General features: G+C 66.4%; 27 protein-coding genes and 1 pseudogene. 14 read left to right on the top strand and 14 right to left on the bottom strand.

Annotation, left to right across the window (positions count from 1 at the left end; all coding sequences use genetic code 11):
• Positions 1-4: 4 nt before the first annotated feature.
• Positions 5-1192: a mechanosensitive ion channel family protein gene (locus tag ACSC1S_RS10230; RefSeq protein ID WP_435364198.1), complete on the bottom strand. Its 1188-nt coding sequence runs from the start codon at positions 1190-1192 to the stop codon at positions 5-7.
• 96 nt (positions 1193-1288) lie between these two features.
• Positions 1289-1885 (bottom strand): GNAT family N-acetyltransferase, encoded by a 597-nt coding sequence (locus ACSC1S_RS10225; RefSeq protein ID WP_435364197.1) that lies wholly within the window; start codon positions 1883-1885, stop codon positions 1289-1291.
• A 198-nt stretch (positions 1886-2083) separates the two neighbouring features.
• Here ACSC1S_RS10225 and trmB point away from each other — a divergent pair, with 198 nt between their 5' ends.
• The gene (gene trmB / locus ACSC1S_RS10220; protein WP_435318757.1) at positions 2084-3145 is read left to right on the top strand and encodes an HTH-type sugar sensing transcriptional regulator TrmB; all 1062 of its coding nucleotides are present in this window, start codon (positions 2084-2086) and stop codon (positions 3143-3145) included.
• Between the two features lie 18 nt (positions 3146-3163).
• Here trmB and ACSC1S_RS10215 read toward each other — a convergent pair whose 3' ends face one another.
• Positions 3164-4015 (bottom strand): eIF2B alpha/beta/delta subunit family protein, encoded by an 852-nt coding sequence (locus ACSC1S_RS10215; protein WP_435318756.1) that lies wholly within the window; start codon positions 4013-4015, stop codon positions 3164-3166.
• Between the two features lie 99 nt (positions 4016-4114).
• Here ACSC1S_RS10215 and ACSC1S_RS10210 point away from each other — a divergent pair, with 99 nt between their 5' ends.
• The 4 genes from ACSC1S_RS10210 to ACSC1S_RS10195 all read left to right on the top strand — a co-directional run bounded on the left by ACSC1S_RS10210 (position 4115) and on the right by ACSC1S_RS10195 (position 5439).
• Positions 4115-4414 (top strand): DUF7969 family protein, encoded by a 300-nt coding sequence (locus ACSC1S_RS10210; protein ID WP_435318755.1) that lies wholly within the window; start codon positions 4115-4117, stop codon positions 4412-4414.
• A 47-nt stretch (positions 4415-4461) separates the two neighbouring features.
• Positions 4462-4671: a hypothetical protein gene (locus ACSC1S_RS10205; RefSeq protein WP_435318754.1), complete on the top strand. Its 210-nt coding sequence runs from the start codon at positions 4462-4464 to the stop codon at positions 4669-4671.
• 190 nt (positions 4672-4861) lie between these two features.
• Positions 4862-5182 carry a hypothetical protein gene (locus tag ACSC1S_RS10200; protein ID WP_435364196.1) on the top strand — a complete coding sequence of 107 codons (321 nt, stop codon included), beginning with the start codon at positions 4862-4864 and terminating at the stop codon, positions 5180-5182.
• On the top strand, positions 5179-5439 hold the full coding sequence (locus ACSC1S_RS10195) for a hypothetical protein (RefSeq protein ID WP_435364195.1): 261 nt from the start codon (positions 5179-5181) through the stop codon (positions 5437-5439). The genes ACSC1S_RS10200 and ACSC1S_RS10195 overlap by 4 nt, the downstream gene beginning before the upstream one ends.
• 6 nt (positions 5440-5445) lie before the next feature.
• Here the strand turns inward: ACSC1S_RS10195 and ACSC1S_RS10190 are convergent, their stop codons facing one another.
• From ACSC1S_RS10190 to ACSC1S_RS10180, 3 genes are all read right to left on the bottom strand, one after another.
• Positions 5446-6951 carry an RtcB family protein gene (locus ACSC1S_RS10190; RefSeq protein ID WP_435364194.1) on the bottom strand — a complete coding sequence of 502 codons (1506 nt, stop codon included), beginning with the start codon at positions 6949-6951 and terminating at the stop codon, positions 5446-5448.
• A 73-nt stretch (positions 6952-7024) separates the two neighbouring features.
• Positions 7025-7435: an archease gene (locus ACSC1S_RS10185; RefSeq protein WP_435364193.1), complete on the bottom strand. Its 411-nt coding sequence runs from the start codon at positions 7433-7435 to the stop codon at positions 7025-7027.
• Entirely contained in the window at positions 7432-8298 is an 867-nt protein-coding gene (locus tag ACSC1S_RS10180; protein ID WP_435364192.1) for a DUF502 domain-containing protein, read from the bottom strand. The genes ACSC1S_RS10185 and ACSC1S_RS10180 overlap by 4 nt, the downstream gene beginning before the upstream one ends.
• Before the next feature lie 158 nt (positions 8299-8456).
• On the opposite strand from ACSC1S_RS10180, the gene ACSC1S_RS10175 reads away from it, so the two are divergent.
• The 6 genes from ACSC1S_RS10175 to ACSC1S_RS10150 all read left to right on the top strand — a co-directional run bounded on the left by ACSC1S_RS10175 (position 8457) and on the right by ACSC1S_RS10150 (position 13622).
• The gene (locus tag ACSC1S_RS10175) at positions 8457-8942 is read left to right on the top strand and encodes a GNAT family N-acetyltransferase (RefSeq protein WP_261651734.1); all 486 of its coding nucleotides are present in this window, start codon (positions 8457-8459) and stop codon (positions 8940-8942) included.
• Between the two features lie 72 nt (positions 8943-9014).
• The gene (priS, locus tag ACSC1S_RS10170) at positions 9015-10187 is read left to right on the top strand and encodes a DNA primase small subunit PriS (RefSeq protein ID WP_435364191.1); all 1173 of its coding nucleotides are present in this window, start codon (positions 9015-9017) and stop codon (positions 10185-10187) included.
• A complete protein-coding gene (locus ACSC1S_RS10165; RefSeq protein WP_435364190.1) occupies positions 10184-11146 on the top strand; it encodes a hypothetical protein in 963 nt (320 codons plus the stop codon). The genes priS and ACSC1S_RS10165 overlap by 4 nt, the downstream gene beginning before the upstream one ends.
• A 31-nt stretch (positions 11147-11177) precedes the next feature.
• Positions 11178-11633, top strand: a complete 456-nt coding sequence (locus ACSC1S_RS10160; RefSeq protein WP_435364189.1) for an MOSC domain-containing protein — start codon at positions 11178-11180, stop codon at positions 11631-11633.
• A 39-nt stretch (positions 11634-11672) separates the two neighbouring features.
• The gene (gene bcp / locus ACSC1S_RS10155) at positions 11673-12134 is read left to right on the top strand and encodes a thioredoxin-dependent thiol peroxidase (RefSeq protein WP_435364188.1); all 462 of its coding nucleotides are present in this window, start codon (positions 11673-11675) and stop codon (positions 12132-12134) included.
• 93 nt (positions 12135-12227) lie between these two features.
• Positions 12228-13622 (top strand): PAS domain S-box protein, encoded by a 1395-nt coding sequence (locus tag ACSC1S_RS10150; protein WP_435364187.1) that lies wholly within the window; start codon positions 12228-12230, stop codon positions 13620-13622.
• 265 nt (positions 13623-13887) lie between these two features.
• Here ACSC1S_RS10150 and ACSC1S_RS10145 read toward each other — a convergent pair whose 3' ends face one another.
• The gene (locus ACSC1S_RS10145) at positions 13888-16155 is read right to left on the bottom strand and encodes a CDC48 family AAA ATPase (RefSeq protein ID WP_435364186.1); all 2268 of its coding nucleotides are present in this window, start codon (positions 16153-16155) and stop codon (positions 13888-13890) included.
• A complete protein-coding gene (locus ACSC1S_RS10140; protein WP_435318743.1) occupies positions 16152-16397 on the bottom strand; it encodes a DUF7127 family protein in 246 nt (81 codons plus the stop codon). Before ACSC1S_RS10140 ends, ACSC1S_RS10145 begins: the two co-directional genes overlap by 4 nt.
• A gap of 146 nt (positions 16398-16543) precedes the next feature.
• Between ACSC1S_RS10140 and ACSC1S_RS10135 the strand changes: the two genes are divergently transcribed.
• Complete coding sequence (locus ACSC1S_RS10135; RefSeq protein WP_435364185.1) at positions 16544-17320, top strand: alpha/beta fold hydrolase; 777 nt, start codon at positions 16544-16546, stop codon at positions 17318-17320.
• Between the two features lie 65 nt (positions 17321-17385).
• On the opposite strand, the gene panB is transcribed toward ACSC1S_RS10135, so the two are convergent.
• Complete coding sequence (gene panB / locus ACSC1S_RS10130; RefSeq protein ID WP_435364184.1) at positions 17386-18198, bottom strand: 3-methyl-2-oxobutanoate hydroxymethyltransferase; 813 nt, start codon at positions 18196-18198, stop codon at positions 17386-17388.
• Between the two features lie 217 nt (positions 18199-18415).
• On the opposite strand from panB, the gene ACSC1S_RS10125 reads away from it, so the two are divergent.
• A complete protein-coding gene (locus ACSC1S_RS10125) occupies positions 18416-18607 on the top strand; it encodes a DUF5822 domain-containing protein (protein WP_435364603.1) in 192 nt (63 codons plus the stop codon).
• A gap of 25 nt (positions 18608-18632) precedes the next feature.
• On the opposite strand, the gene ACSC1S_RS10120 is transcribed toward ACSC1S_RS10125, so the two are convergent.
• Positions 18633-19154 carry an HAD family hydrolase gene (locus ACSC1S_RS10120; protein WP_435364183.1) on the bottom strand — a complete coding sequence of 174 codons (522 nt, stop codon included), beginning with the start codon at positions 19152-19154 and terminating at the stop codon, positions 18633-18635.
• 236 nt (positions 19155-19390) lie between these two features.
• On the opposite strand from ACSC1S_RS10120, the pseudogene cysE reads away from it, so the two are divergent.
• Positions 19391-19900: pseudogene (gene cysE / locus ACSC1S_RS10115) on the top strand (serine O-acetyltransferase); the annotation flags it as partial.
• Positions 19901-20094: 194 nt separating this feature from the next.
• Here cysE and ACSC1S_RS10110 read toward each other — a convergent pair.
• From ACSC1S_RS10110 to ACSC1S_RS10095, 4 genes are all read right to left on the bottom strand, one after another.
• Positions 20095-20913 (bottom strand): hypothetical protein, encoded by an 819-nt coding sequence (locus tag ACSC1S_RS10110; RefSeq protein WP_435364182.1) that lies wholly within the window; start codon positions 20911-20913, stop codon positions 20095-20097.
• A gap of 77 nt (positions 20914-20990) precedes the next feature.
• Complete coding sequence (locus ACSC1S_RS10105; RefSeq protein ID WP_435364181.1) at positions 20991-21860, bottom strand: hypothetical protein; 870 nt, start codon at positions 21858-21860, stop codon at positions 20991-20993.
• 48 nt (positions 21861-21908) lie between these two features.
• Complete coding sequence (locus ACSC1S_RS10100; protein ID WP_435364180.1) at positions 21909-23045, bottom strand: acyl-CoA dehydrogenase family protein; 1137 nt, start codon at positions 23043-23045, stop codon at positions 21909-21911.
• A 38-nt stretch (positions 23046-23083) separates the two neighbouring features.
• Positions 23084-23866 (bottom strand): helix-turn-helix transcriptional regulator, encoded by a 783-nt coding sequence (locus ACSC1S_RS10095; RefSeq protein ID WP_435364179.1) that lies wholly within the window; start codon positions 23864-23866, stop codon positions 23084-23086.
• Between the last annotated feature and the right edge of the window lie 238 nt (positions 23867-24104).

The following is a 24104-nucleotide window of genomic DNA, read 5'->3' as shown; positions in this document are numbered from 1 at the left end:
CGGGTTATTCGGGCCCGCGACCGCCGGTTCCCGGTGAGTCCGACTCCATCGAGCCGGTGCCACCTGCACTGCCCGGACCCTCGGCAGCTCCATGGGCGCCAGCGCTCCCCGACCCACCCGGGCGCGCATGGCCGTTCCCGTCCATCGAGACGGGCAGTTCGCCGCTCGTCTCGTCGAAGACGACGTGCGAGTGCGGGTACGCGATGGCCACGTCGGCGTCTTCGAGCTTCGTCCAGACGTTCTCCTGCACTTTCGACCGGACGGTCAGCAGTTTGTAGGGCTGTTTCGCCCAGTAGCGCAGCGTCAACTTGACGCCGTGGTCGGCGTAGTCGTCGATGTAACACGTCGGGGCTGCCGGGTATCGCGCCGCGCCGATGCGGATGTCCGGGCCACCCGGGATGACCATGTCGACCTCCTTGGCCGCGTCCGCGATGAGTTCGCGAGCCTCGTCGAGGTCACCCTCGTAGGTCACGATGATGGAGAGCGACAGTCGTGTCCGCTCGTCCTCCGCGGAGTAGTTGATGACGTCCCGGCCGCGGATAGAGGAGTTGTCGATGACGAGGAACGTGTTGTCGAGCGTGAATATCTTCGTGTACCGGATGGTGATGTCCTCGACGAAGCCGGTCGTCTGCCGGTCCGCGAGTTTTATCATGTCGCCGATCTCGTAGGGCTGGTCGGCGAGGACGAATACCCCGTTGATGATGCTCCCGACGATGGGTGCGAGGACGATACCGAGCACGGCAGAGAACACCGTCACCGAGAGCAACACGTTCCCCAGGCCGAGGCCCACGAGTGGTGCGGCGATAGCGAACGCGAGGCCCATCACGCCGAGGCGGACCATCCGGAGGACCGTCCGGGTGACACTCGGGCGCTGGAGTCGCTGCGCGATGGTTCGGCCGAACAGCCGGACGACGAGCTTCGAGAGGTACCAGGCGAAGACGATGATGGCCACCGCCAGCACGAGGTTCACCAGCTGGTCGCTGGGGAACCACTCCGGGACGATTCGGTCGAGTTGCCCGGCGAGAACGTCGCTCACGGCGTCGACGCCACTCGCGTCGTCGGTGGTCGTCGTCGTCCCCGGATTCGAGCCGTCACCCGCCCCGCCAGGCGAGGTCGTCGTGGTTTCGGCCCCGGGGGCCGTCGTCGCCGACGTGTTCGTCCCGTCCTGGTCGAAGACCGCGCCCGCTGGCATGTTCGACCCCTCACGCCCACCCGAGAAAAGGGTTGGGAAGACGGAGAGAAGGCGAGACCCGCTCGAAGAGACTCTGTCGGCGTGCCGACGGTGAGATCATTCCGGGAACGGGCGGTCGAGCTTGGCCGCCAGGTCAGCTTCGACCGCATCCCACTCGGAGTCGAGGATGCTGCAGAAGACGCTGTCCTGGGGCTCGCCGTGGATGAGCATATGCTTTCGGAGGATACCCTCCTCGGTCGCGCCGATACGGTCGAGCGCATCCCGTGCTGGCTGGTTCCGGGCTGCGGTCTCGAACTGCACGCGGACGCAGTCCCAGTGCTCGAACGCGTGTCGAAGCATGAGGTACTTCGCCTCGGTGTTGGCGGGTGTCCGTTGCTGGTCAGGGGTCACCCACGTCCAGCCGATCTCGACGCTCCGGTTCGCCGGCCGAATGGCACAGAACCGGGTGGAGCCGATCACCTCCCCGGTCTGCTGACGGACGGTCGCGAACGGAAGAGAGGTCCCATCCTCCTGCGCCGACAGCGCTTCCTCGACGAACGCCCGCATCGCATCCGGCGTGGAGTAGTCGTCGGCGAACCAGCGGAAGATGTCCGGGTCGGCCCCGGCCGTCTGCAACCCGTCGAGGTGGTCCTCGACGGACAGCGGCTCTAACTGCACGTACTCCCCGTCGAGTGTCGTCGGTTCGACGTTCATAGCGCTAATCGACGATAGCCGCCGATAACGTTTCGGATGCTGACAGTGCTGTCACAGGTCGCTCAGACAGTCACCAACCGGCCACCGCTGTGGATGGGCGCAGTCGAACATCGCCCACATTGACAGGATTCGATTCTGGAACCCAGTGCTACTCGGATTTCAGTAAATCATTTAGGGTCAGCCCGCAGTGTGTACGATATGCCATCAGACGATCTCCGCGGAACCATCGAACGCGTGGGGGACCGGTTCAATCTCGGGGAGTACGAGATAGACGCCTACCTCACCGTCCTCGACCACGGCCAGCTCACGGCGAGCGAAATCGCCGACCGGACGGAGATTCCCCAGCCCCGCGTGTACGACACGGTCCGAAGCCTCTCCGACAGGGGCCTCGTCGAACTCCGCGAGTCCCGCCCGATGAAGATAATCGCGGTCGACCCCGACGACGCCTTCTCGGACGTGCAGTCGTCGCTCGTCGAGATGGTCGACGAGCTCGCGGCCCGGTACACCGCACCCGCACGGGACACAGAGGCAGTGTCGCTCGTCAAGTCGCGCTCGACCATCCTCCGGTACCTCGAGGAGGTCATCGACGCCGCCGAGTACGAACTCTCGCTCTCCCTGACGCCGGACCTGCTCGAACGCTTCCAGGACCTCCTCGCGACCCGGCACCACGAGGGTATCAGCATCGAGTTGCTCGTCACGCCCGCCTCCAGCGCGCCGGACCCGGACGAGTACGACTACAGCCGCGTCGCGACCTCGGTGCGGGCTCGCCGCGGCATCACCAGTCCGGTCATCGCGGTCGCCGACGGCGAGTACTCCATCTACGCGACCCAGGACGCGCTCCGCGACGACCAGGACCGCTACGGCGTCATCTTCAACCGCTCCGCGCTCGGCTTCCTCGTCTCTGGCTTCTTCGGGACCGTCCTCTGGACGACCGCGAGCGAACTCTACAGCAACGGCGAGGACCGACCGTTCCCCCGTCGCTACTCCTCGATTCGGCGCACCGTCAAGGACCTCATGGAGGAAGGTGGCGAGTTCTACGCGACCATCGAGGGCCGCGACGTGGAGACGGGCGCGCCCCGCATCGTCCGTGGCCTCATCACGGACATCTCCTTCGAGATGACCGAGGAGGTCGCCGGACTCACCCTCGAAACCGAGGACGGCGAAGCGCTCACTGTCGGTGGGCGCGTGGCCGCACTCGAGGACATCGAGGCACACGAGATAACGGTCGGCCGGAACGAACCCCCTAAAATCGACCGCTGAGGCCGTTCTTCCGCCGACTCAGAGCTCTTTCTCACCGTTGTCCGTGACGACCGACTCCAGCAGCGACACCGGCGTCTCGTCGTAGGCCGGGTTGCGCACGTCGAAGCCCTCTGCAGGCTCGCGCATGACCTCGCTCGGCGAGCGGAACTCGTTCTCGAAGATGAACCCGTCTTCGATGACCTTCGCACCCGAGCCGACGACGGTCACCGGCACGTCGCACTGGGCCGCCGTCGCCGCGATGGGGAAGGTCCCGACGCGGTTGTACAGCGTGTCCTCGACGATGCAGTCCATCCCGATGAGGACCCGGTCGCACTCGTCCATGTAGTAGCCTGCTCCGCTGTCGGTGAGCAGGTGGGTCTCGACACGGTCGTTCCCGGCGAGGGTCCGGGCCGTCTTCCGGCCGAGGTAGCGCGGGCGCGCCTCGGTGACGAAGACGTCGATGTACGCGCCATCGCGGGTCGCCAGCTCGATGGCCTCGAGGACGGTCGAGGAGTAGTCGTGTGTCAGGATGGTCGTGCCGTCCTCGACGAGCGACTTCGCGTTCTCGGCGGCACGGTGCTTGCCGTGTTCCACGTCGTCGACGACCGACTCGATGGCCTCGCTCAGCGCGGCCTTCGCGTCGTCGACGGTCTCCGGTTCGGCCCGGGCCACCGAATCGACGACCCCCCGCATCGCGTTGTGGAGGGAGGCGTGGGACTGGTTCGCCCGCTGGAGCGCCTTCGCGTTGCGCTCCAGCCCGCGCTCGAACTCCTCGACCGTCGCGTACTCGCGGTCGAGCAACTCACGGAGGGCTTCGGTCGCCTTGATGGCGACGACGGACGAGGAGTGCGTCTGCATCTCTTCGATCTCCTCGACTGTCTCGTCTATCATGTCCTAACCGTCTGCGGTGGCGGTGAAAATCCTTTCCACTACGCGGGTCGGGTCGCCCGGGAGCCGCCCAGCTAAGGTCGTCCGGTCCCAACGACCGGCATGGTCGAAGTCACGTACTACTGTCCGTACTGCGAGGCGCTCACGAGCCTGGAGCGCGACGCCTACATGGCGGACAAGTGTGTCACCAGGGAACCGCTCGACGGCTGGACCTACGAGAGCACGACGGGCGAGTACGAGGACGCCGACGGGGTGGAGTTCGTCTGTCTCGGCGACGCCGACCCGGACCAGGACGGCTGCGGTCGGACGTTCTACCTGAACTTCGTCAAGTTCGCAGACGGCGAGGAGGTCCCCCACCGGATGCCCGACATCGACCGACCGCGGTTCGACTTCAACGCGTAGGGACCGGGGCGTGTCCTTTTTAGCTCGCCCTGTTCTGTAGGGCGATGATGGACGACGAGATACTCGACCACCAGCGCGAACTCGTTCGCCTGCTCGAAGAACAGGGCTGGGACGTGACCGAGACGGAGCTCTCGGTGTACGAGAGCCCCTGGGAAGACGAAGACACGCCGGAGGCGAGCATCACGCTCAGCGCGCGCAAGGAGTTCCCACCGGAAGACGACGAGGGGGACGACGACAACCCGTACCGGGTGAAGTGAGTCGGGGCTCGAATGGTGGCGAACAGGCGGCACCAGCTCTCGGTCGCACGCCCGGTGTGCCGCACAACCGCCTCGGCCGGAACGTGACTGCTCTCAGACCACGCAGTGTCTGGCTGCCCCATCACGGATAAACGCTCGTCGCCCGACTGCCGGAAAACATTGAACTGGCATCACTGCGGAACTCGAAGCGATGAGTAGCACCGCCGCGCTCGCTCTCGGTGTCGCGACGCTGCTCCCCTTCGGCGTTCTCCACTGGTGGGTTCGGAAGCGAGGCGGGACTGACGGTCCCTTCTACCGGCTCTACCGCATTGGCTTCCCGGTCTGTGTCGTGACGACCGCACTCGCGCTGGCGCTGGCGCTGGCGGTCGCGCTGCCCGGCGGCCTGGTTCAGGGCGAGTTCCTCGGACGGGTGGACCTGCTGGTGGGCGTTGCTCTCGTGGCCGCGGTGGGCGGATTCGCGGTCGCGACCGCCGTGGTGGTCACCGGTGACAGAACGGGTGAGTCGGCGTGAACCTCTCGGACCGACAGCGCAAGTTCGTCGCCGGCGTCGCACTGTTCCTGCTCGTGACGAGTCTGCTCGCCATCGTCGCCGCCGCCGGTGGAAAGTACGGTACCAGCGAGAGCGTCGTCGAATCGCTGGGGTTCGAGTCGTCCCAGTCGCTGGTCGCGGCGTACGGGCTGGGCGGGCTCGCGGCGGCACTCGGGCTCGGAAAACTGGTCAGTATGAACAAGAGCGACGAGGAGCGTCACGGGCTCGACGACCGCTGAGAGTCGCTAGCCCTTGATGTTGCAGACGGGGAAGGTCCGGACGACCTTGTCCCCGATACCGAGTGCGTCGCTGACGCGGACGACCTCGTCCACGTCCTTGTACACACCAGGGGCTTCCTCGGCGATGGTCGCGCCGGACTGGGCCTTGACGTAGATGTGCTGTTGCTCGCGAAGCTCCTGTTGCACGTCGCCGCCCCAGTAGTCCTTCTTCGCCTGGGTGCGGCTCATGAGCCGGCCTGCACCGTGAGCGGTCGAGCCGAACGTCTCCTTCATCGAGTTCTCGCCGCCGCGGAGGACGTAGCTGCCCGCGCCCATGCTGCCGGGGATGATGATGGGCTGGCCCACGTCCTGATAGGCGGGCGGGAGTTCGGGTCGGCCGGCGGGGAAGGCCCTGGTGGCCCCCTTGCGGTGGACGTACAGTTCGCGCTCCTCGAACTCGACGGCATCCTCGTCGGGGACGGCCTCGCCGTTCGCGTCGATGCCGACCCTGTGCGTCTCCTTCTTCCCGATGTTGTGGGCCACGTCGTACAGCAGGTCCATCTCCATGTCCTCCCAGTCGCGGCCGAACACCTTCTCGAACACCTGCCGGGTGCGGTGCATGATGAGCTGGCGGTTCACCCACGCGAAGTTGATGGCGGCACACATCGCGCCGTAGTAGTCCTCGGCGAGTTGCGAGCCGGCAGGCGCGGCGGCGAGTTCCTTGTCCGGGAGCTGCTTGAGGAGGCCCGCGTGGGTCTTCTCTATCTTGCGGAGGTAGTCGGTGCAGGTCTGGTGCCCGAGGCCGCGCGAGCCACAGTGGATGAGGACGACGACCTGGTCCTCCTCGAGGCCGAACTCTGCTGCGACGTCGTCGCGGTACACGTCGGTCACACGCTGGACTTCGAGGAAGTGGTTGCCCGAGCCGAGGCTGCCGACCTGGTTCTTGCCACGGTCCTTCGCCTTCTGGGATATCTTCGAGGGGTCGGCGTCGTGGCGCACGCCTTCGTCCTCGCAGTGTTCGAGGTCTTCCGGGACGGCCCAGTCGTTGGCCAGCGCCCACTCCATCCCGTGGTCGAGGATGTTCTCGATGTCGTCGATGGTCCCCTCGAACACGCCGCCGCCGCCGAGCCCGGACGGGATGTTGGCGAACAGCGCCTCGACGAGTTCCTCCTCGCGACCCTTGAGGTCGTCGTAGGTCAGGTTCGTCTTCATCATGCGGACGCCGCAATTGATGTCGTAGCCGATCGCGCCCGGCGAGATACAGCCGTCCTTCGCGTCCATCGCACCGACCCCGCCGACGGGGAAGCCGTACCCCTGGTGCCCGTCGGGCATGCAGATGGCGTACTTCGTGATGCCGGGGAGCTGAGTCGAGTTCTTCAGCTGTTCGAGCGTCTTGTCGTCGCTTATCTCCTCGAGCAACGACTCGCTGGCGAGCACGCGTGCCGGGACGCGCATCTCCCCTTCCTGTGGAATCTCCCAGACGTAGTCACGAACCTTGTGGAGGGTGACGTCGCCTGCCTCGTAGGTGTCCATACCTGAAGATGGACGCGGCACCCCGGAAAGGATTTCGTTGATGGTCCCGCGGTTTCTCCCGCCCACCGGGGAATCAGACGTCCAGCACGACGTACGCCCGCCAGCCGTCGTCGGTCTCCTCGACGGTCATGTCGGAGTAGGTGACCGCCTTGATGTCGCGGGCGTTCACGTCGCTCAGGGGGACGCCCCGTGCGCTCCCGGCCAGGTGCCACTCGCCGGCTCGCTCCTGGACCGTCGCCTGGTTGTCGACCGGCAGGACGAGGCGCACGTCGCGCTCATAGATGAGTTGGTCGAGGTAGTCGAACAGGAGGGCTTCGACGTTCTCGGCGTCGATGTCGACCGAGAAACGGTCGCCGGAGTCGGGCCACTCGTCGCACATCGCGGCGGTGAGGCCGTCGGCGACGGCGGCGAACGTCTCGTCGAGGGAGTCGCCGGTGGCCTCGACGGCCACGTCGGCGGTGTGCTCGCGGAGCTGGAAGCTCATGGGGTGTCACTACTCGCCACGTCCGCCTCTGTCTGTCGGTTCTCGATGGGGTCGGTCGCCTCGTCCTCCGGTCGGCGGTCCATGCGCCCTTCGGCCTGCTCGAACGCCGCCATCTGGCTGAGTTCGGCCTCGGAGAGACGTGCATCGCCGTTCGACGCGGCGTCACCCGTCGCGACGCCCGTGGTCACGATGGTCCGGATACCCTCCTCGACGGTCATATCGACGTCCTCGACGCGGTACTCGGGCACGTGGACGAGGTTCCCGCCCATCACCGGGTTGGGCGCGAGCGGGAGGAACAGCGTCACCATGTCGTTGCGGCCCGCGGCTGCCTGGAGTGCGGACGGTGTGTCGGCGGTGAGGAACCCGAGCGTGTACGTGTCCTTCTGGGGGAACTCGACCAGTTTCACGTCACGGAAGTTCTGCTGGTCGCTCTCGACGATGACGTTCGACATCTCCCGGAAGCTGTCGTACACCGAGCCGATGCCCGGAATCGCGCTGATGAGGGCGTCAGCGTACTCGATGCCGCGCTCGCCGTAGGTGAACCGCGTGAGAAAGCCGAGGCTGAGGATGGTCCCGACGAGGAGAACCAGCGTGAGGGCCTGCAGGACCAGGTCGGCGGTCGCGGGCGTGATGGCCGCGAAGAGCTGTGCCTCGGCCGGACTCAGGTTGTACGCCTGGAGGAACTCGACGAAGACGGAGAGGAACGCGAACACGTACCCGGCGAGGACGTTCAGGACGACGACCGTAACGATGAGGGGGACGACGATGGCCAGTCCGGCCACGAAGGCGTCCCTGATGGTATCGACGACGGTCCGACCGGCCTCGCGGGTGCGTTCGAGTTCCTTCCCATCTGCTGACAGCATTGCTAACGCAAACGGGTCGGGGCGTTGAAAAACCAGGGCCAACACGGTTCGACCGCCCCAGACCGCGGTACCCACACCCCGCAGGAGGGTTCAGTGGCCCGTGGTCCCCCTGGGACTGCCGGTGGAATTATATCGTCGTACCCACCACTTACAGAACAGTGAGCGTCAACATCGACACGCGCGTCGTCGGTCCGGGGAACGACGAGTACGTCGAGGATGCGTGGAAGCTCAAAGAACGCATCCGACAGCGTGAGGGCGTCCTCAAGCAGCGAAAGGGGTTCTTCAGCGACGCCTACCGTCGTTCGAAGGTCCACCTCTTCGTCGAGGACGGCGTGACCCCGAGCATCATCGGGTTCTGTGCTGTCCGTCGAGACGGGTACATCCTCTTTCTTGCCGTCGACCCCAGTCACCGTGGCGAGGACATCGGGAAGAAGCTCGTCGCGATGGTCGCGGAGGAGCACCGTTCGGTGACATGCCACGCACGCACGACGAACGAGAACGCGCTACGGTTCTACGAGCACCTCGGGTTCGACATCAAACGACGCATCGACAACTATTACGAAGACGGCGGTGACGCCTACTATCTGAAGCTCGGTGACGACGCGAGTCTGACCGCCAGACTCTCGGAGTTCATGCGACGGTAGGTCCCGTTCTGGACCGCCGACGAGTGGAGTCCGCTAGGTTCTTTAGACACCTCCCCCAACGAATCGAGAGCCATGGAAGAGCGCACCCGACGGTACCTCCGCGGTCGCTTCCGCGACCACTATCGACAGCTGTCGGTGACGCCCCCGCCGGACGCGAACGAGCGTGAGTGGGGCTGGGTCACCTGGAGTACCGGCGGGACGACGATGGTCCGGCACAACTCCTGGCTGGACATCGGTGACCTTGAGACCTTCCTCGCGGACGAGCGCCCGCGCCACGTCTACTTCTCGGCCGGGCGCTACGACGACCCCGGTGCGAGTTCGATGTCGAAGAAGGGGTGGCGCTCCTCGGACCTCGTCTTCGACCTCGACGCCGACCACCTGCCGGGGGTCGACCCCGAGACGGATTCGTACGGCGAGATGCTCGAAACCTGCAAGGGTGCGCTCTTTCGACTCCTCGACCTGCTGGAGGACGACTTCGGGTTCGACGACCTGACCGTCGTGTTCTCCGGGGGGCGAGGGTACCACGTTCACGTCCGCGACGAGGGCGTGAAGGAACTCGGTCGCGGCCATCGGCGCGAGATCGTCGACTACGTGCTCGCGAGCGACGTCGACTTCGACACGTTGCTCCAGCACGAGGCGGTCGCGGGTATGGGACTCGAGAACCCTGCGGACAAGCGGACGCTCGATACCACCGGCGGCTGGGGACGACGTGTCCAGCGACGGATCGACGACTACGTCGACGACCTGCTCGAACTGGACGACGACGACGCACTGGACCGGCTCCAGTCGCTCGACGGCGTCGGCGAGAAGAAAGCCCAGGGCATCCTGCGGGCGGTCAAGACGAACGTCGACCAGATTCGCGCGGGCAACGTCGACGTCCACCCGGCCTTTCTCACCCTCGCCCGGACCCTCGCCGAGGAGACGTTCACGGGTGAGACCGCGCCCATCGACGAGCCGGTGACGACCGACATCAACCGCCTCATCCGGCTGCCGGGGAGTCTCCACGGCGGGAGCGGGCTGGAGGTCAAACGCATCCCGCGAGCCGAACTGGCCGAGTTCGACCCGCTCCACGACGCCGTCCCGCGGACGTTCATCGGCAGTGAGATACAGATCACCGTTCCCGACCCGGTCGACGTACATCTTGGTGGCGGTACATTTACGTTGGAGCGAGGCGCACACACTGTACCGGAATACGTGGGCGTGTTCTTGATGGCCCGCGGGCAGGCTGAGAAGGGGAAAGAATGAATCTCAACGAACTTCGCTCCGCGCTCGACACGGAACGGCAGAAGGGTGGACTCCAGCAACTGCGCGACTCGTTCTACCAGGAGGTCGCCGAGTACGTCGAAAAGCTGAAGGCGACGCGCGAGGAGGCCGCGGCCGAGGCCGAGGACCCCTTCTCCTCGCCCGAGATTCAACGCCTCACCGACGAGATAGAGACCGCGAAGAACGCGGCCGAGTCCCTCTACGAGCGCCGCCTCGGGAAGCTGGTCAAGCAGGCCAGCCTCGCCGCGGCGGACATGGCCAACGCCGAGCAGGTCGAGGGGCTCACGGCAGAGGAACGCCACCTCTACGACGACCTCGTCAGCCGCATCGAGGAGAACAAGGGGCACATGCTCGAAGTGGTCTCCGGCAACGCCCAGACCACACCGGCTGCCCAGGCAGCCGAAGAGGGTGACGACGGCGCGGATGCAGACCCCACGGCCGACCCCGCGCCGACGTTCGACCCCGACCCGGCGACAGACCCGCCCGGAGCCACCGACCAGACCGCTTCTTCAACACCAGATTCGACGGCCGGCGACGACGCTGACGTCCGCGGCGACTCCGACATCTCGGCCGCCGAGGCGCGCGCAGTCGCGGACGATAGCCCCGCAGACGCGGATTCACAGGACGGCGGCGTCTCGGCGGCAGACGTGATGGGCGATGCCTCGCGCGCCGAGGACCCGGCCCCGCAGGGCGCGCCGCCGCAGGAGCCGACCGACCCCGAAGCCGACGCTGACTCCACCTCCGAGGCGACAGGTGGACAGGATGAGCCGGCGGCGGCCGAGGACGTCGAACGGACCGAGGTACTCATCACGCGGGACGTGGGCGACATCTTCGGCGTCGACGAGCGCGAGTACTCGCTCTCGGCGAACGACGTGGTCGACCTCCCGTCGGCCAACGCCGACCCGCTGGTCGAACGCGACGCCGCGAAGAAACTGGAGTAGCTTTTTCGCGGCCCTTCACCAAGGTTTTCCCATGACAGGCACGGTCGAGTCTATCCACATCGCCCGGGAGTCCGGCGAACCCGTCGAGGCCGTCGAGTCGGTCGAAGCCGTGGCGGGCGCGGGCCTACGCGGAGACCGCTACTTCGACGAGTCGGGGACGTTCTCGGACGGGATGCCGCGGGGTATCACGCTCATCGAAGCCGAGGCCCTCGAAGCCGCCGAGCGCGACCACGACTTCACGCTCGAACCGGGCGAGCATCGCCGGAACGTGACGACCCGCGGCGTCGCCCTGAACCACCTCGTCGAGGAGGAGTTCCGCGTCGGGGACGCGGTGTGTCGCGGCGTCGAACTGTGCGAGCCCTGTTCGTATCTCGAATCGCTCACGAAGGAGGGCGCGGTCTCGTCGCTGGTCCACCGGGGCGGTCTGCGGGCCGAAATCGTCGAGACCGGCGACCTCGCGGTCGGCGATTCGGTCGAACAACTGTAAAACGAAATCAACTTTAGCCCCCGTTTCGTTGCCGCGGCTATGCTCGATATCGGCGAGGAAGCTCCGGACTTCGAACTGTCCGACCAGAACGGTGAGGCCGTCGCGCTGTCCGACTACCGCGGCCAGCGCGTCGTCCTGTACTTCTATCCCCGGGCGAACACCGAGGGCTGCACCACGCAGGCCTGCTCGTTCCGCGACAACTGGGACAGCTACGAGGACCTCGACATCGCGGTCCTCGGCGTCAGCGACGACACCGTCTCGGACCTCAAGAAGTTCGAGGCGGACCACGACCTGCCCGTGACGTTCCTCTCCGACGAGGACGGCGAGGTGTCGACCCTCTACGAGTCCTACGGCGAGAAGAAGATGTTCGGCAACACCTTCGACGGCGTGTTCCGCAACACGTACGTCATCGACGAGGAGGGGACCATCGAACTCGCCTACGAGGGCGTCGACCCGGAGGAACACGCGGAGACGATTCTCGCGGACCTGAATCTGGACTGACCGGCCGTCGGTTCTAGCGGTGCCCCCGACGGTCACCGCGTCGTTCTCGATTAGGGACTGGTTTTTACTACCCGAACGGTGTCATTTATCCAAATGGCGTCGGCCGGCCCTCTCGGGGTGTTGCTCGACCACACGCAGGACAAGATCGTCCTCCTCGACGCGGACGGCGAGGTCACGTACGCGAACGAGGGGGCGAGACGGATCCTGGGCTTCGACCCCGAGACGCTCATCGGACAGAACGCGTTCGAGTACCTCCACCCGGACGATACGGCGCGGGTGCGAGCGGCGTTCGAGCGAACGATACAGAACGAGAACTACACCGAGACGACGGTTGAGTACCGTCACCTGACGAAAGACGGGTCCTGGGTGTGGTTGGAGGCTCGAATGTCGAACGTGACCGACGACTCGCTCGATGGGTACGTGGTGAGTTCGCGGTGTATCACCGACCGAATCGAAGCCCAGCGCGAGAGCAGGGAGACCACCACCCGGCTGGAGGAACTGTCCTCGACGACCGGCGAGGTGCTGTGGATGTTCGACAGGGACTGGTCCGAACTGCTGTTCGTCAATCCGGCATACGAGGCGGTGTGGGGTCAGCCCGTCGAGGCGCTCGAATCGAACCCGAGCGTGTTTCTCGAACAGATCCATCCCGAGGACGTGCCAGCGGTCGAGGACGCGATGGCGCGCCTCTCAGGGGGCGAGTCCGTCGAGATAGAGTTCCGGGTCGGCCCGGACGAGGACTATCATGCGTGGCTCTGGGTCCAGGGCGAGCCGGTATTCGAGGACGGCGAGGTCGTCAGGGTGACGGGGTTCTGCCGGGACATCACGGACCGATACCGGCGAGAGCGGCAGCTGTACGTGATGGACAATCTCCTGCGGCACAACCTGCGCAACAGCCTCGGTGTCATCCTGGGGAACGCACAACTCATCGAAGAGGACGTCCCCGAGATGGTGAACCGGACCGCGGTGATTCGCCAGACGGGCGAGGAACTCCTCGCGAGTGCGGAGAAGGAACGAGAGATAATCGACGTCATCACCGACACGGTCAGGCCCCGGCGACTCGACGTCGCGAGCCTCGTCGCCGAAAGCATCGAGATACTCCTGGCTCGCTTCCCACGGGCTCGAATCGAGTCCGATGTCCCGGACGAGGCGTACGCGTTCGTCATCGACGAGTTCGGGCTCGCCGCCCTGGAACTCCTGGAGAACGCGATAACCCACAACGCGAGCGAGGAGCCGAGAGCCTGGGTCGGCATCGAACAGGGCGAGGACACGCTCACCCTCACTGTCGAGGACGACGCGGCGGAGATACCGGACGTCGAGGCCTGCGTCCTCACGGGCGACCACGAGATGGACGACATCTACCATAGCAGCGGTCTGGGCCTGTGGCTCGTCTACTGGGTCGTGGAACTCTCGAACGGGGACATCACGGTCGAATCACTGCCGGAGGGCGGCAACCGCGTCCAGCTCGTTCTGCCGACACGAGAGGAGTGACTGTCACTCGGGTTCTCTGTGGTCAGTCTCGCGACAGATTTCGATTCTCGTCGCTGTGTCGCTATCGCTGTGGCCGTTGCGGTCGCGGTCGTAGTAGAACGTAGCACCTGCGAGCGAAGCGAGGTGACTGTGTCACCTCGATGTCGAACGGGCCGCAGGCCCGTGAGACCGAGCGAGCAGCCTTTTTAGCGTAGCTTTTTCAAGGAGAGGTTCCCGCAGCACGCCGAAGGCGTGCGAGGAAACCCGAGGCCGAAAAAGGTCCTCGTTATTGGAACGTCCGACCGAACTCGCGCTCCTCGAGTTCGGGCTGTTCCCGGCCGAAGCGCTGTTCGATCTCGTTGTAGCGCTCTTTGGTCTCCTCGGTCACGCTCGCGGTGACCTCGTCGAGCGCGTGCTCGAAGTGCTCCTTGGTGATGCGGACGTTGGTGACGGACTCGTCCATGTCCTCGGGTGAGACCGTGTTGATGAACTCGCGGGTCGCGGCGAGTGAGGCTTCGCGGCAGACGGCCTGGATGTCCGCGCCGACGTAGCCTTCGGTCTTCTTCGCCAGCCAGCGGAGGTCGACACCGTCTGCGAGCGGCTTGTTCCGCGTGTGGACCTCGAAGATCTTCTCGCGACCGTCCACGTCGGGGACGGGGACGTGGACGTGGCGGTCGAGCCGGCCAGGGCGCAGGAGTGCGCTGTCGATGAGGTCTGGGCGGTTGGTCGTCGCGATGACGACGACGTCCTCCAGGTCCTCGAGCCCGTCGAGCTCGGTCAGGAGCTGGGAGACGACGCGTTCGCCGACGCCGGAGTCACCGGAGTGGCGGCCACGTTCGGTGGCGATGGAGTCGATCTCGTCGAAGAAGATGACGGTCGGTGCGTTGGACCGTGCCTTCTCGAACACCTCGCGGACGCCCTTCTCGGACTCGCCGACGTACTTGTTCAGCAGTTCCGGCCCCTTGATGGAGATGAAGTTGCTGTTGGCCTCGTTGGCGACGGCCTTCGCGAGCAGGGTCTTCCCGGTGCCCGGCGGGCCGTACATCAACACGCCGCGGGCCGCTTCGAGGTCCATGGACTTGAACACCTCGGGGTAGTCGAGCGGCCACTGGATGGTCTCGCGGAGACGTTCTTTGGTGTCTCCGAGCCCGCCGACCTCGTTCCACGTGACGTCGGGGACCTCGACGAACACCTCGCGCATCGCCGAGGGTTTGACCGACTTCATCGCGTCTTTGAAGTCGCCCTCGGTGACTTTCAGGTTCTCGAGGACCTCGGCGTCGATCTCCTCCTGTTCGAGGTCGAGTTCGGGGCGGATGCGCCGGAGCGCGTTCATCGCAGCCTCCTTCGCGAGGCTCTCGATGTCCGCGCCGACGAACCCGTGGGTGTTCTCGGCGTACTGGTCGAGGTCCACGCTGTCCGACAGCGGCATGCTTCGGGTGTGGACCTGCATGATCTCGAGGCGGCCCTCCTTGTCGGGGACGCCGATCTCGATCTCGCGGTCGAAGCGCCCACCGCGGCGGAGCGCGGGGTCGAGCGCGTCGACGCGGTTGGTCGCCGCGATGACGGTGACCTGGCCGCGTTCTTCGAGCCCGTCCATCAGCGAGAGAAGCTGGGCGACGACGCGGCGTTCCACGTCGCCAGAGGCCTCACTGCGCTTCGATGCGATGGAGTCGATCTCGTCGATGAAGACGATGGCGGGGGCGTTCTCTTCGGCCTCCTCGAACACCTCGCGGAGTTGCTCCTCGGACTCCCCGTAGTACTTGGACATGATCTCGGGGCCCGAGATGGTGTGGAAGTGCGCGTCGATCTCGTTGGCGACGGCCTTCGCGATGAGGGTCTTCCCGGTGCCCGGCGGCCCGTGCAGGAGGACGCCCTTCGGGGGCTCGATGCCGAGTTGCTTGAACAGCTCGGGGTGGCGCATCGGCAGCTCGATCATCTCGCGGACCTGGTCGAGTTCCCTGTCGAGGCCACCGATGTCCTCGTAGGTGATGTTCGGGACGCCCTCGCGGCCGCCCGCACTGACGCCACCGCTTATCTGCTCGGCGGGCTTCTCGCTGATCTGGATGTCGGTCGAGTCGGTGATGATGACCGTGCCAGAGGGCTGGGTCGATGCGATCTTCAGCGGGACGGACTGGCCGCTCCCGGCCATGGGGCCAAAGGAGAGCGAGAACGGGACGGTCTGACCGCCCGTGACCGCCTGCCCGCTCAGCTTGTCGCGGACGAGCGGGCCGATGTTCCCGCGGATACGGAGGTTCTGCGGGAGCGCGACGGTGACGCTCTTTGCGGGCTTGACGTCGGCCTTCTCGACCTCGACGCGGTCGTCGATACCGACGTTGGCCTGCTGGCGGATACGACCGTCCATGCGGATGACCTTCTGGCCCTGGTCTTCGGGGTAGCCAGGCCAGACGCGGGCGACGGCCCCGCCGTCACCCTTGCCGCTGATCTCGATGTAATCGCCGTTCTCCAGGTCCAGTTCCTGCATCGAGACGCGGTCGATGGCGGCGAGGCCGCGGCCCGCGTCCTTCTGTTTGAGTGGTTTGACGGTGAGTTTCATGCATCGACCTCCACTTCGATAGTGAGGATGCCGTTTCTGATAAACGCTCGCGCTGCACCGGGGACGTCTATCTCGAACTGGTCGTGGTCGTCGCTCGGAACGACGATGACGGTGTTGCCGGCGACGTCCACGGTCGCCTCAGAACCGAGGGTGCCAAGGTCGGCGGCGATGACGTGCACGTCGTCGTAAGCGTAGTGGCGAACGAACCGCTCGCTTCCAGAGACGAATTCTTGTAAGTGCATGTTCTTGCTAACCCTAAGTTAGTCTTCCTACTATATAAACCCTCCGACGCCAAAATCGGGGTACGGGAGCGGGTTCGACTGACTACGATGTAACTGCGGTTCACGTCGCCTTAGGCTTTATGCCGTCGACCGACCAAGCCACAGGTATGCAGACTATCACGCACCACGGACGGACGACGGCGTACGAGGTATCCGACCGCGGTGGCGACGGGGCTCCGGTCATGTTCGTCCACGGCAGTGGCGGGACACATCACCTCTGGAAGTCCCAGGCACGCCTGAGCGACGAACGACCGGTGATTACGCTCGACCTGAGCGGCCACGGCGAGAGCGAGGACATCGACGCCGACCCCGGGTACGAGACGCTCTCGGCGTACGCCGACGACGTGCTGGCCGTCGCCGAGGAGACCGACGCGAGGGTCGTCGTCGGGAACTCCCTCGGTGGTGCCATCGCCCTGCACGTCTTGCTCGAGCGCGACCACGACTTCGACGGCGTGGTTCTCGCGGGCACCGGCGCGAAGCTCGCCGTCCTCGACGACTTACGCGAGTGGCTGGCGACCGACTTCGACCGCGCCGTCGAGTTCCTGCACGGCGAAGACAGGCTGTTCCACGACCCGGACCCACAGCTCGAAGAGCTTTCCATCCAGGGGATGCGCGCCTGTGGCCGCGCTGTCACCGAGCGGGACTTCCTGACCTGCCACGAGTACGACGTTCGTGACGACGTCGGGGATATCGACGTGCCCGCGCTCTGTCTCGTCGGCGAACACGACTACCTGACGCCGCCGCACTACCACGAGTTCCTCGCCGAGCGCATCGACGACTGCGAGCTGACGGTCGTCGAGGAGGCGGCCCACCTCGCGATGCTGGAGCAGCCGGAGGCGTTCAATGCGGCGGTCGCGGGGTTCTGTGAGCGGCTGGAAGAATAGGTTCTACTAGGCTCTACTAGGCTCTAGTACGCTCTCGGTCGAGGACTGGCCGAAGCTGGCAGTCCTCAGTACAGCTCGTCCAGGTCTTCTTCGACGTGGCTGTGTTCCTCGCCGGGGAACTCGCCGGATTCGACGGCCTCGCGGTAGCCGTCGATGGCATCCGCCATCTCCTCGCGGAGGTTGCCGAACTCCTTGACGAACGACGGCGTCCAGTCCGAGAGGCCGACCGCGTCGTCCACGACGAGCACCTGCCCGTCACAGTCCGGGCCGGCCCCGATGCCGATGGTCGGAATGTCGATGGCCTCGGTCACCTTCGCGGCGACGTTCGCGGGGACGTGTTCGAGGACGAGTGAGAACGCACCGGCTTCCTCGTGCTGGCGCGCGAGGTCGAGGATGCGCTCGGCTTCCTCGTTCGAGGTGCCCTGTCGCGCGTAGCCGAGCTGGTTGACGCGCTGGGGCGTCAGCCCGAGGTGGGCCTGGACGGGGATACCGAGCTGGACCATCTTCTCGGTGAGTTCGACGGTGTGGGGCCCCGATTCGATTTTGATCGCGTGCGCGCCCGCCTCCTTGAGCATGCGCCCCGCGTTCTGGATGCTCTCCTTGTCGTCGTGGCCGTAGGAGAGGAACGGCATGTCCGCGACGACGAGGGCGTTCTCGGTGGCGCGCGAGACCGCGGCCGTGTGGCTCGCCATCTGGTCGACCGTGACCGGAAGGGTCGAGTCGTGGCCGAGGACCGTGTTGCCGAGGCTGTCCCCGACGAGGATGATGTCGATACCGCGTTCGTCGACGATCTCGGCGGTCACCGCGTCGTAGGCGGTGAGCATCGTGATGGGCTCCTCCCCCGACTTCGCGAGCACGTCTCGCACCGTGGTTGGCATAGGCAAGATTTGCACAGGGGGGTTCAAACGCCTGCCGATTGTCGGCGAAACCGGCAGTGCTTATGTGGTGGCGGCCGCAGTCTCGGGCGTGTCACAGGAGGTCGATTCGGTGCCGGACGAGGAAGCCGATTCGGAGAGCGAGGCCGACGCCGAGGACGCGTCGTCGGGGCCGAGCACCCGCGAGGCCGTCGAGACCGACGACCTCTACGCCTGGGTCATGCAGACCACCTTCGTCGTCACCATCTGTACCGGCGCGCCGCTGGTGGCGATCTTCTCGATACTCTTCGACCTCCAGACGTGGAGTGCAAGGGCGGAGTTCGCCGTCAGAATCGGGGCCATCGTCTGGTTCCTCACCGCCATCGGCGTGTTCATCTACGCGAAGCGGGTCCGCGGGTTGACCCCGGCCTGAGACCACCCGGACCCTTCTCGGGTCGCTACACCCACTCGAAGTCGAGTCCTGCCCGCTGTGCCGTCTCCTCGTCGCGTTCGGTGTCGCCGACGAAGACGACGGTACCGGGCTCCAGTTCGATAGCCGAGACCGCCGCGAGCAACGGCTGGGGATGCGGTTTGTATTCGGCGACGGTGTCGCGGCCGACGACCGCGGCCACGTGGTCCGCGAGGTCGTGGGTCTCCAGGGCGATGTGGCAGGCGGCCTCGCAGTTGAGCGAGCACACCGCGATGGGACGGTGGTCGTCGGCGAGGTCGTCGGCGAGCGAGAGCCGGTCGGAGTTGCGCGCACCCTCGCGCTCGTGGACCGCGATGGCTTCGTGCACCGGGTCGCGCAGGCCGTGGGTGTGGGCGTCCTCGAACAGTCCCCAGAGGTCCCGGCCCTCGGGCGAGACGCCGGCGTCCTCGTACACCGCGGCCACGTCGCGGGCGACCGCCGCCCAGTCGACGTTCAGGCGGACGAGCGTCCCATCGAGGTCGTAGACGATGCCCTCGTACTCGCGAGTCACGAAGTGCAGTACGGAAGCCAGCCGATTAAGCGGGTCGGTTCGGGGTCCCTCGCGAGTAACGTCCCCCCAGAAACCGCGTAGTTTTTCATCGTCGCAAGCGCATGACAGAGTATGACGGTCACCGTCACTTCCGGTGGGAACGTCCACGACCAGACGCAGTCTCGGTCGGGGTGTTGCTGCCGTCTCGACGACGGTGGCCATGCGAACAATTGGCACACTGCAGGGGTGTGGCCGTGATGACACTGCTTCGCGCCATCCGCATGGTGCGCGAGGACGTCAAGGCCGTGCTCGACCGTGACCCCGCCGCGCGCGGGACGCTGGAGGCGCTGACCTGCTACGCCGGCCTGCACGCCGTCTGGGGCCACCGTGTCGCGCACAGGCTCTGGAACGCGGGCTATCACCTGCCGGCGCGCGTCCTCTCGCAGTTCGTCCGCTTCATGACCGGCGTCGAGATCCACCCCGGCGCAACGCTGGGTCGCCGGGTCGTCATCGACCACGGGATGGGCGTCGTCATCGGCGAGACCGCCATCGTCGGCGACGACGTGCACATGTACCACGGGGTCACGCTGGGCGGGAACTCCCCGCGCCCCGAGAAGCGCCACCCGACGGTCGGCGACCGCGTCATCATCGGTGCGAACGCCACGCTCATCGGCGACATCACGCTCGGCGACGATTCGCGCGTCGGGGCCGGCTCGGTGCTCACGACCGACGTGGAACCGGGAGTCACCGTCACGGGGATTCCGGCGACCCCGTACGAGAGCAAATCGACGGCGGAGGAGACGGACGAGGCAGACGCCGACGACACTGCCGACTCCGTCGTCGACGACGCCAGCTCTGCCGGCGAGACGGTCGAGCCGGTCGACGCGCCGGCCGACGAGGACGCGACCGACACCGGTTCTGACGGGGTCACTCCCGAGACCGAAGGCGTCGAGGCCGACGACTAATCGGCGTCCGCGACCGCGTTCTCTCGCGCACCGTTTTCGACCGATTCGACGTCCAGCGAGCCGTCGCGCCGGTCCGCCTGCCCGACGCGCGGGACGGTGACCACGATGCCGTCCTCGCCCACGGTGACCGCCCCGTCTGCCGCAGTGACGGGAAACGGCGGCACGAACCGGACCGAGTGTTCGGTCCGGTCGGTTCCATCCGCCGTCTCGCGTTCGCCGAGCAGCCAGACGCAGACGGCCCCGTTCTCGACCCGGCAGTCGTAGTGCTGTTCGGGCTGGGCGAGTCGGTCGAACGCGAGTCGCAGGTCGTCGGGCGTCGCCGTGACCGTGGCGTCGACCGAGTGTCGCTGGCGCGCCATCGCGACGCGCTCGACGAGCCTGCCGATAGCCGGGACGAGCGTTCCCGCGACGAAGCCGCCACCCTGGAGCCGACGCCAGGTGTAGGAGGGAGCACTGGCAGGGGCCGAAGGTGGGCCCTGGCGTCCCTCGCGGGTGAACGCCTCGCCGTCACGGTGGAACGTCGCCTCGGCCTCGACCGCGGTGTCCGCGGCACACGGGCGGAGGACCGGTCTGACCAGCTTGATGCCGCCCGTCGCCTGGGAAAGCCGTGTCACGACGACCTGCGAGCAATCGAGGGTGACCGGCTGGGAGAGCGTGGTCGTCGCCGAGAGCTCGTCGTCGCCCGAATGGACGACGCGCTCGACCTCGGTGCCGCCGTCACCGGTCGCTGCGACCCTGAGCGTCACCGAGTCGGTCTCGCCGATAGCGGTGGTGAGTCGACACGTCAGCGCGTCCGGTGAGACTGTCTCTGGCACTGTCCGGAGGATTCGAGAAGCGACGCTATAGGGGTTTTTTCGCCTCGTTGAGAGCTTCGGGGGAGTCGCCGACCGGCTCAGGCCCACTCCACGGTCACGACCCCGTCCTGTCGGTCGCTGGGCGGACAGCGCGGGACGACCGCGACGAGCTGGTCCGCCGTGACCGTCACCCGGGCGTCCTCGGCCGTAATCGGATACGGCGGCGCGACCGCGACGGCCACGTCCTCGTGGTGCGTCTGGACGGTGCCACTGCCGGGTTCGCGGCCGGAGCCGCCTGCCGTCGCCGCGGCCCGCGGGTCGTGTCGACGGTGTTCGGCCAGCCCGGTCAGGAACAGTTCGCCGTTGCGGACCGAGGCGTCGCAGGTGAAGCTCCGGCCGGCCGGTCGTGGCGCGGTCACGCGCATCGTCCCGTCGGCGTCTTCGACGGTCACGGCATCGTTGCGGGTCGACCGGGCCGTCGCGACCTGGAACAGTCGTTCACCGACCGACCGGACCGCGGGGGCGAGCGTCTCCGCAACAGGTCCCTCGCGGTCGTCGTCGTACCAGCGATACCAGAACTCGCGGGGGCGGTCGCGCCGGTCGGGCAGGGAGACCTCCTCGCGGACGAACCGGTCCGCGACCCACCGGAACGAGACAGCGTCACGGACCACCGGTTCGGCCTCGCGCTGGCGGAGCGCGGGGGCGTAGCCGACCCGTCGCCCGTGGTCGGTGTCGGCGGTCTCGGTGATGTCGAGCCGTGCCCCTTCGAGGGTGAGGTGCGCGTCGACGGCCGCGGCCCCGGTCGTCGTGTAGCGAGCGCCGTCAGCGTCCGTCGCGGTGAACGTCCGTGAGACCTGGGTCCCGTCTCGCAGTGGCAGCAGTTCGAGTTCGACGCGTCGCTGCCGGGCGTCTGCCGGGTCGAACACCCCGAGAAGTTCGTCTACGACGGTCCGGTCGCCACCATCCATCGTTCTGGACTCGCCTGAGGGACTGATAAATCTGCTGTCTGCTTTCGGTCAGTCGAGCAGGTGACGGGCGATGATCTTCTTCTGGATCTCCGAGGTGCCCTCGTAGATGGTGAGGATCTTCGCGTCGCGGTAGAAGCGCTCGACCGGGAAGTCGGTCGTGTAGCCGTAGCCACCGTGAATCTGGACGGCCTCGTTGGTCACGTCCATGGCGGCCTCGCTGGCGAAGTACTTGGCCTGGGAGGCGGCGAACGCGGTCTCCTGCTGGTCGCCCTGGGCTCTCTTGCGGGCGGCCTCGCGGGTGAGCAGGCGACCCGCGGTGATCTTCGTCTGCATGTCCGCGAGCTTGTGGCGGATGGCCTGGAAGTCCGAGATGGGCTGGTCGAACTGCTCGCGGTCCTGGGCGTACTGCAGTGCCTCGTCGAAGGCGGCCTGTGCGAGGCCGACCGACTGCGCGCCGATGGCGATGCGTCCCCCGGTGAGGATGTGGAACGCCGCCGAGAGGCCCTTGCCCTCCTCGGTGAGCTGGTACTCCTCGGGGATGCGAACCCCATCGAACATCAGCGTGGTCGTGTCGGAGGCGCGCAGGCCGAGCTTGTCCTCCTTCTTGCCGACTTCGAGCCCCTCGACCTCGTCCTTGGGGACGAGGAACTGGGTGATGGAACCGGGGTCGTCGCGGTCGGTCTTCGCGAACAGGATGATGACGTCGCTTCGCTTCCCGTTCGTGATCCACTGCTTCTTGCCGTCGATGACGAACTCGTCGCCGTCGCGGCGGGCGACGGTCGACATCTCGGCCGGGTTCGAGCCGGCATCTGGCTCGGAGAGTGCGAACGCCCCGATGGGGCGACCCTGCGCCATCTCCGGCAGCCAGGCTTCCTTCAGGTCGTCGTCGCCGAACTCGGCGATACAGGAGGTGGCGAGCCCGTGGACCGAGAGTGCGGTCGCGACCGACAGCATCCCGTAGGCCATCTCCTCGTTGATGATGGCGTACGTCATCGGGTCGGCGTCGTAGCCGCCGTACTCCTCGGGGACCGTCAGCCCCGTCAGGTCGAGGTCGGCGAGCTGGTCCCAGACGTCCTCCGGGAAGGTCTGCTCTGCGTCGCACTCCGCCGCCACCGGGCGCAGTTCCTCCTCGGCGAACTCCCGGACGACGTCCCGGACCGCCGCCTGCTCCGTTGTCAGTTCCATACTACCGTGTACGGAGACGGGTGGAAAAAGTTGCCTGATTATCGTTCGACGAACGCGTCGACCGGGGTCGCGTCGGTCCAGACCCGCTCGAACACCGACTTGCCCCAGTCGATCCCCGCCTCGGTCTCGACGACGAGTTCGCTCTGTGGGTCGTAGCAGCCGTCCAGCGTCGGCAGCGAGAGGCAGAGCCCCTCGTCGGTCAGGGCCATGGCGAACTCGGCAGTGGTGACCCTGATGTCGAGGTGGGCCGTCGCCTCCTCGCTCGGCCCCGTCGTCCCTTCGGTCTCCTGGAGGAGTTCGGGCGTCACGAGCAGGCGAGGCGTCGGGTCGTCACAGCCGATGAGCGCGTCCGCGAAGCGGTCGTCGTACACCGGCGCGATGACGTCCACCTCGGCGGCGCCGGCGATGGTCTGTTTGACACATCGTGCCGCGCGGAACGGGTCGGCGTCGGGCGATTCGACGACCTCACAGCCGTCGAGCTGGTTGAGGCTCCGTCGGCCGCACTCCGGGAGGGCGGACACGTCGTGGTTCCGCCAGTACTCCTCGGCGTCGGCCAGGACTCCCTCGACGGCCTGTATCTCGTCCAGCAGGTCTCTGACCGCCCAGCCCGTGCCGGTCAACGCCCAGTCGCCGTCGTCGCGTTCGTAGATGTAGCCACGTCGCTGGAGCCGGTTCAGGGCGTCGTAGATAGCTGACTCGCTCGCGGGCGCGGCCTCGACCACCTCCTGCCGAGGGCGTGGAGACGCGGCGAGCGTGTGCAACACCGTCCGCCGAGCCCTCGAGTTCCAGACGAACTCGAGTCGTTGCGTGGGACCAACCATGCCCCACTCTGCTCACGCCGTCGACATATGACTTCTCTTCTAGAGAGACTTATTACACGGTCCAGACAGACGAAATCGTTCCTCTCGGGCTGGACTGTTCCGGCAGGGGTGGAACATCCCATCGCCCTTGGAATGATAATCTTTAGACAGATAGGCGTTGAAATAGCGATTGCTGTCTGTCGGTGCAGACGACGGCCGACCCCCTCACCGGCCGTCGCCATTCCTGACCACGAATCGC

This window comes from Haloarchaeobius pelagicus, from assembly GCF_051207375.1.
Taxonomy (GTDB): domain Archaea; phylum Halobacteriota; class Halobacteria; order Halobacteriales; family Natrialbaceae; genus Haloarchaeobius.
The sequence above is the reverse complement of the archived record's forward strand: the minus strand, read 5'-3'. Positions and strand labels throughout refer to the sequence as shown.